General features: G+C 32.4%; 5 protein-coding genes. All 5 read left to right on the plus strand.

Features of this window, described 5'->3' with window-relative positions; translation table 11 throughout:
• The first annotated feature begins 30 nt into the window (after positions 1-30).
• Genes mreC through KHW44_RS05130 form a run of 5 tightly spaced genes read left to right on the plus strand, consistent with a single transcriptional unit; the run spans position 31 to position 6,290 of the window.
• On the plus strand, positions 31-885 hold the full coding sequence (mreC, locus tag KHW44_RS05110) for a rod shape-determining protein MreC (RefSeq protein WP_094205322.1): 855 nt from the start codon (positions 31-33) through the stop codon (positions 883-885).
• Positions 886-1,377, plus strand: a complete 492-nt coding sequence (gene mreD, locus KHW44_RS05115; RefSeq protein WP_094203304.1) for a rod shape-determining protein MreD — start codon at positions 886-888, stop codon at positions 1,375-1,377.
• A gap of 8 nt (positions 1,378-1,385) precedes the next feature.
• Positions 1,386-4,712 carry a penicillin-binding transpeptidase domain-containing protein gene (locus tag KHW44_RS05120; protein ID WP_304066785.1) on the plus strand — a complete coding sequence of 1,109 codons (3,327 nt, stop codon included), beginning with the start codon at positions 1,386-1,388 and terminating at the stop codon, positions 4,710-4,712.
• Entirely contained in the window at positions 4,693-5,289 is a 597-nt protein-coding gene (locus KHW44_RS05125) for a cell division inhibitor (protein ID WP_304066788.1), read from the plus strand. Before KHW44_RS05120 ends, KHW44_RS05125 begins: the two co-directional genes overlap by 20 nt.
• On the plus strand, positions 5,286-6,290 hold the full coding sequence (locus KHW44_RS05130; RefSeq protein ID WP_304066791.1) for a ribonuclease E/G: 1,005 nt from the start codon (positions 5,286-5,288) through the stop codon (positions 6,288-6,290). The genes KHW44_RS05125 and KHW44_RS05130 overlap by 4 nt, the downstream gene beginning before the upstream one ends.
• The last annotated feature ends 16 nt before the right edge of the window (positions 6,291-6,306 follow it).

Here is a 6,306-nt window from a genome sequence, read left to right on the forward strand (position 1 = left end):
GGAAAGTTCTTAAAGAAGGGAGACAAATAATTGGCTAAGTTTGGATATAATAAAAAGCTTAGAAAAAGATTGTTCTTCTTCTTTGTTACTTTGATTCTCATATTGACGATTGCAATATCAAATAGCAATAAGGAGTATATGTCTATCGGAGAAAATGCTATAGGAACAGTGATTTCTCCTGTAAACAAAGTGTTTTATGTGATTGGATCCAAATTCAAAGAATCTTTTAATTATGTTTTTGGAACTAAAAAAATGCGTGAAGACAATCAAAAACTTATTGTAGAAAACGCAAAGTTGAAAAAAAACGTAGATAATTTGAACAAAGTTATAGGTGACAAGAGATATTTGCAAGAAGAATACGAACTTTTGAGTAAGGATAGGACTATAAAAACAAAAGCTTTCATAACAGGAAAAGATCCTGGAAATATTTTTACGAGATTTAGTATAGATAAAGGCTCAATGGATAAAATCAAAAAAGGTGACATCGTGATAGAGGCTGTGTCTTCAAATGATGGAATCGAAAAAGGTTTAGTTGGAGTTGTAACGGAGGTTGGACTTAACCATAGCAAAGTGGACACTATTATGAATAGCGGAAACAACGTAGGGTTTAGACTAGCAAAGAGTGAAGATGTTGGGATTTTGAATGAAAAAGAAAAAGATATTTTAAAAGGATATATGTACGATTCTAATGCTGATGTAAAAGTTGGAGATATTATTACAACATCGGGACTTGGAGGAGTGTATCCGAGAGATATCAAAATCGGTGAAGTAACAGAAGTTATCAAGACAAAGGATAATTTTACCAAAATTATCAAATGCAAATCCCAAATCAACTTCAACAATATGTACCGCGTTCTTATAGTTGATGGACAAGGAGTGAATTAGATGAACAAATTAAAAATATTTTTGATAGTTTTGTTGGACATCATAATCCAAGCGACACTTCTTTCCAGAATTTCAGTATTCAACGTGTACACAAATATTTCCATACCGATAGTTGTGTTATTGTCCATAGGATTTGGCGCATACACAGGCTCATTAAACGGTATGATAATCGGGCTAATCGAAGATGCGATATTCAGCCCCGTTATCGGAGTAAGAGCGTTGATATATTTTACAGCAGGATTTTTGATTGGAAATAGTGAAGCTGGAATTAATAAAGAAGACCCAAGAAGTGGTATGATACTCACATTTTTTGTGACTTTGTACTACACTCTTGTACATTATTTCGTAATATACATTACAGGAAATGGATTCAACGTAGCTTATCTTAAAGGACCGATTTTAATCGAAATGATTTTAAATGTTCTATTGTATTATGTTTTGTTCAAATTGTTCAAAAAAATATTTAAATTTCCAAAATTTAAGTTTATTTGAGGTACAAAATGAAGAAATTTAACAATAAATTTTTGAAAAAACTCGAAAAATACGATAGATTTACGATAATTATTGTAATATTGGCGATAATGATGGCCGTACTTACTTTGAAATTAATGCATTTGACATTAGTCAAAGGAAGTTATTACAGAGATATTTCCAAGAATAACAGGCTTCGTGAAGTCAAAATTCCTGCTCCTAGGGGAAATATTTACGATAGAAATGGTGAACTTTTAGCGACGACTAAAAATGTGTACGTTGCTAATTTGTACAAAGATCAAATCAAACAAATGAGTATTGATGATAGCAATGATGCTTTGCTGAATTTGTCTAGAATTTTGGAAAAAGATGGGTCAATGAACACAGAAGATTTTCCAATCGCACTGAATGCTTTTACTTACAGAAATACGGACGATTATTTGAAAGAAGACAAATCTCCTTTGGACAAAGTCGCATCAATTGTCATGGATAAAAACATAATGGCAAATCTAATAGACAAGACTTACACACAAGAAACAAATCAAGGAATTTATAAGAAAACTGTCCTAGATTATTGTTTGAATGCACTTCGTTCAAAAGGTTTGACTTTGAAATTGGATCGTAAAGACAATACAAAGTTTGATACCAATGACAAAGAAACTGTAAAGTTACTTAAAAAACACGGATTAAAGGAAACTTCAGATGTGAATTCTGCGATTGCTACGATAATCCAAAAAGACAAATCAATTATCAGAAAACTTTTGAACGACAGCGTCATTAGGTCGATGGTCTACAAGGAATTGGAAAAGGACAACCTTCAAGATAATGTCGTTCTTAAAGATATGGAACTGAAAGACAACCAAAAACTTTTGGAGAAAAAAGTTGAAATGATGAAGTTGTCTAATAAAATTGATTTCAAAACAGAAGCTTCTGACGATTTTGTAAATATTGTAAAAGACAACACGATGGTTGAGCTTTTGAAAAAAGTAGATGTAGAAGATGACAAGAAAACTGTCGTGTTGGAAAAAGCTCTGAACTTACTCAAGAAAAATGGAATACAAACAAATGTGGAGTTTAGTTTGGATGAAAAAGACAAGCAAAATCCAAAAGTTAAGGCTAAGTTTGTCACAGAAAGTAAAAAGTCTACAGATCCTTTCAAACACGTTGCGGATTTATTGAATTCGAATAATTTGGCGTATAAGTTCATCACAGACGACGATATCAAACTTATAGCTCAATCGGTAAATACTGAAAACAACATCAATCCTTCGATTAGTGTCAATGATTGGAAGTACATTTACCAAAAAAATATGGAAGATTTCTACAAGAGTTACGACAAGGATATCAATTCTGATGTTAAAATTCTTTACGAAGAGATTTTGAAGAAAAATAAATGCGAAAAATATTCAAAATACGACGCGTACAACATTGTAAGTATTTACAATCAATTGAAAAACAAAGGACAAAAAGGTTATGAGCCAATCGCTCTAAGCTATAATTTAACTGAAGAATCTGTAAGTAGCATAGAAGAAAGATTCGTCAAAAACCTAGGAATAGAAGTAGCGACTAGATCTGTACGATATTATCCTAATGGTGAAGAACTTAGCCACGTATTGGGATATATTGGAAAGATTTCTACTGAAAAAGAAATTGAAGAATACGTAAAACAAAAAGGCTACAGTAAGGATGCTTTGATAGGTAAGACGGGAATTGAGGAAAGCAAAGAAGATGCATTAAAAGGACAAGACGGATCATTGAGAGTTATGGTCGACAGCAAAGGAAATAGAACTGAAACTTTGTCTGAGAAAAAAGCAATTCCTGGCGACAATGTGTATTTGAGTATTGACACTAATGTTCAAAGAGTTGCTGAAGAATCTTTGAAAAAATCTATAAAAGCTGTAAGCACTGGTGGGACTTATGTATCCGAATGGGGCGACAAAACTTTAGCTGGATATAAAAATGCGAAAAGTGGTGCAGCAGTTGCAGTAGATGTTGAAACTGGAGAGATACTAGCGATGGCTTCATTCCCATCGTACAATCCAAATTTGTTTTCAACGGGGATTTCGCAAACTGATTGGGAAAGTTTACAAGCAGAAGATCCAAAAGATCCAATATCTCCAAGACCTTTGTATAACATTCCAATGCAAGCAGCGATGCAACCTGGTTCTATTTTTAAACTTAACACTTCACTTGCAGCATTAGAAGGCGGATTTGATCCTTATCACGAAATAAAATGCGGAGGGTACGTCGATGTCGGCGGTTCAATATTCGGTTGTTGGATATGGAATGAACACAAAGGAACTCACGGCAGCGAAAATGTAATGAAAGCACTCAGAGACAGTTGCAACTATTATTTCTATTCTCTAGCGCTTGGAAAAGATCAAAGACGTTCCAAAGATTTGGGTTATCAATTAAGTATTGATGAATTGGTATCTACTGCGAGAAAACTTGGACTTGGAAGCAAAACAGGAATTGATATAAATGTTCCAGCTGAAAACTCCGGAACTGTTCCAGATCCACAAATAAAAGAAAACAACTTCAAAGCTATATTCAGAAGATTTTTGGAAAAGAATGCAGAAAAATATGTCAAAGAAGGAGAAGTATTTACTCCAAAGGAAATGAAATCCAAAATCGACAAAATAGTTTTACTTGCAGACGATAAAAATCTTCAAACAAGGACAAACATTATAAAAACATTGGATAGTTTGGGATTTGATCCAGAAAAAAAATTGGATGGAGAGAGAAATTCGTTCTCCGATAAAATAAAATTCGATTATTTAAACCAATCAAAATGGAATATCGGAGATATGTTAAACGTAGTTATTGGTCAAGGACAAAACGCATACACTCCACTTCAAATGGCAAGATATATGTCTGCATTTGCAAATAATGGATATTTGAACAAATTATCACTTGTAAATGAAATAAAATCCAATGATAATTCCATATCGCTATTTAAAAACGCAAAGAAAAGCGAAAGAATTAAATTGAAAAACTACGAAAATTTGGAATATATTAGAAAAGGACTTCACTTGGCAACGACAGAAGGATATGAGAAAAACACATTCAAAAACTTCCCAGTTTCTGCAGGAGTGAAGACAGGAACTGCGCAAGTAGGCGTTAATCCAGTTACTGGAGAAACTTATGACAACCACGCATGGATGATTGGATTCGCTCCAGTTGAAAATCCAAAAATTGCAGTGGTAACAGTCATTATGCAAGGTGGAACGAGCACGAACAACGGACCGATGACAAGAGATATCATGGCAGAGGCGTTGAAGTTAAAACACGATAAAGATAAAGAACAAGAAAATACTGAGAGTGAGAATGATATGTATGAAAACAGTACTCGTTAATTCAAAATTACAAAAAAAGGCTTTGTTGATACAAAGCCTTTGTAATTTATTAGATGGGAAAATTTTAATAGTAAATTCGGAAAATTCAAGACAAATAGAATATGCATTGGGTGTGGAGGATTACTGCGTTTATGACACGTTGGATGTGTTGAGTAATGTAGTTGATTACAAGAAATCCATGATAAAAATCACAGAAGATAAATACATCATACCTTCAACCGTAAAACCCGACAAATATTCTGCAACGATTGATGATTACAAAAATTTATTAGATAAATTAAATGAGTTTGACATTGTAATATTCACAGAAAATATCGGGATAGAATTTGATGAAGAAATAATGTGGGGAGATGAAGAAAAATCTCACGCAAAAAAATTATTTCAAATTACAGATTCCTCATCCAAGAGGAAATCTGATTACAAATACATTGGGAAATTAGAATTCACAAAAGAATATGAAAAGAAAATTAATTCCTATTCAGAAGATGTAGATGCAAAAATAACAGAAATTATCGACAATTACAAACAAGACAAAGAAGGCAAAATCGGATTTTTCGACAGGATATTCAAAAGATGAAATACCTATTTATTGACAAAAACACTTGGGGTTACTACGATGATGAGCTGAAATTGTTGGGAGATTACGACAGTGAGCTGGGTAACATTTACGTCGCCAAAATCACAAAATACGACAAGAAACTCGACGCTTTTTTTATAGAATATGACAAAAAGAAAACTGGATTTCTCAATAATACGTCTTTCACAAAAGATTTGAAACCATCAGACGAAATACTCGTTCAGATGACAAAAGAATCTATAGGTGACAAATACCCCAAATTCACAACTAAAATTACAATAGAAACAGAAAATTTGAAATACACAAACAGCGACAAATTAACATTTGAAGGTAAACAAAAATACAAAGACATCGATGATTTCAAACAAAAATATACATTTACAGGAATTGTGGGAGAAAATTTCTTCAAAGAAGAAAAAGCACAACAAGAAAAAGAAATGAATTTTATTGTAAATAAATTACACTACATTGAAACAGAGAAGAAATTCCTTCCGATTCCGAAACTTTTGTACAAGAAAAATCCCGTGGACAAAATCATTCAAGAAGAAAATGTAGATTATTTGATAACTAATGACAAAATTGTTTACAGACAGTACAAGGGGATTTTGAATGTAAAATTTGATGAAAATTACAATTATAACTATGATAATTTGATAAGTCGTGATATAATAGATAAAAATTCAGAAATAATAAAACTGGACAATAACGCAGAAATTGTTATCCAAAAAACTGAAGCAATGTGGGTTGTGGATGTGAATTCTTCTCAAATGATAGTGAGTGAAGATTATTTCCACGAACTAAACACAAAAGCTTTGAAGAAAATTCATCAAATGATTTATTTAAAGAAGATGGTGGGCATGGTTATTGTGGATTGTGTCAGAGAGGGTGACAACAAAAAGTTATCAGATTTTATTAAAGATGAATTTTGTGAACCGAATATAAATTTTCATGGATTTAGCAATTTAAATCTATTAGAATTCACAGTAAAACTTGACAAATAAATGAAATTACTGTACA

The sequence above is a fragment of the Finegoldia magna genome (assembly GCF_018371055.1).
GTDB lineage: Bacteria > Bacillota > Clostridia > Tissierellales > Peptoniphilaceae > Finegoldia > Finegoldia magna_I.